This is a genomic window from Actinosynnema sp. NPDC059797, assembly GCF_042732085.1.
Classification (GTDB): Bacteria; Actinomycetota; Actinomycetes; order Mycobacteriales; family Pseudonocardiaceae; genus Actinosynnema.
In genome coordinates, this window is record NZ_JBHWIE010000740.1 from 1 (window position 1) to 1345 (window position 1345).

The following is a 1345-nucleotide window of genomic DNA, read 5'->3' on the forward strand; positions in this document are numbered from 1 at the left end:
CGGCACGGCCATGGCGGGCGTGGTGGCGGCGGCGCGCTCGCGGTTCGGCCGGGTCGACGTGGTGGTCGCCAACGCGGGCGGCCACGGCCTCGGCGCGGCGGCCGACACCACCGACGAGGACTGGCGGCTCGCCGTGGACGCCAACCTGACCAGCGCCTTCGTCACCGTGCGGGCGGCACTGCCCGGCCTGGTCGACGGTGGCGGCTCGGTCGTCGTGGTGTCGTCCCTGGCGGGTCTGTTCGCCGGGCCCGCCGTGCTCGGCTACACCACGACCAAGCACGCGCTGATCGGCCTGACCAGGTCCGTGGCCCGGGACTACGGCCGGTTCGGGGTGCGGGCGAACGCGGTGTGCCCCGGCTGGGTGCGCACGCCCATGGCCGACGAGCAGATGGACCGGTTCGGGTCCGGCCGGGGCCTGTCCCGGGCCGAGGCGTACGCGCTGGTCACCGAGCATACCCCGCTGGGCAGGCCCGCCGAGGCCGCGGAGGTCGCCGCCGTGGTGGCGTTCCTGGCCTCCGACGAGGCGGCGGTGGTCAGCGGCGCGGTGGTCACCGCGGACGCCGGGGCCTCCGCCGTCGACCTGCCCACCATCGCACTGGCCTGAGGAGGACACCGTGTCGGAGTGGAAGACCGTGGACGACTTCGCCGCCGGCATCGACGGCAACCGGCTGCCGCGCACCACCGCGCTGGCGGGGCAGCGCTGGTCGATCGGCGACCGGGTGCTGGCGTTCGACGAGACCCACGTGGACCCGGGCACGGGCCCGGTGCCGTACGAGGCGGTCGAGGGCGCGCCCGGCACGTTCTTCGTGAACCACCGCTCCGCCGACCGCGAGGCGCACGTCCTGGTCGCCGACCTGACCACCCTGCGAGTGCTCACCGTCGTCTCCACCATCGCCGAGGAACCGACCCCCGGCGTGCCGCGGGTCTCGCAGCGCTTCACCCCCGGCGTGCTCGACGTCGGCGACGGCCGCGCGCCCACCGGCGAGCCGCCCGCGCCCACCCGCGACCTGATCGGCTGGCGCGCGCTCTACCGCTACAGCCCGAACCACCTCTACGAGCACGTGTACCTCAGCTCCGGGCGCTACGCCTGGCAGTGCCTGGTCGGCGCGCAGCGCGGGCACGGCGACGTGGACCTGGCCACCGCGTGGCGGATCGCCCGCGACCGGTACGTGTTCACCTTCCGGGAGTTCCGCATCCCGGTGGCCACCACCTGGCTGTACGACCTCGGCGCGCTGCGCACCACCGGCGCGTTCTTCGGCCTCGACGGCGCGGGCGAGGTCCGCGACGCGCCGGGTGGCGCGCACATCATCCCGCTGGGCCGGGTCACCTACCCCGACGCCCAGCC

2 protein-coding genes are annotated in these 1345 nt (G+C 75.7%); both read left to right on the forward strand.

Going from position 1 to position 1345, the window contains the following annotated elements:
- The coding region (locus ACFV4N_RS43815; protein ID WP_499678615.1) for an SDR family NAD(P)-dependent oxidoreductase at nucleotides 1–604 on the forward strand (604 nt) is incomplete at its 5' end.
- Nucleotides 605–614: 10 nt separating this feature from the next.
- The coding region (locus ACFV4N_RS43820) for a MoaF C-terminal domain-containing protein (RefSeq protein WP_499678616.1) at nucleotides 615–1345 on the forward strand (731 nt) is incomplete at its 3' end.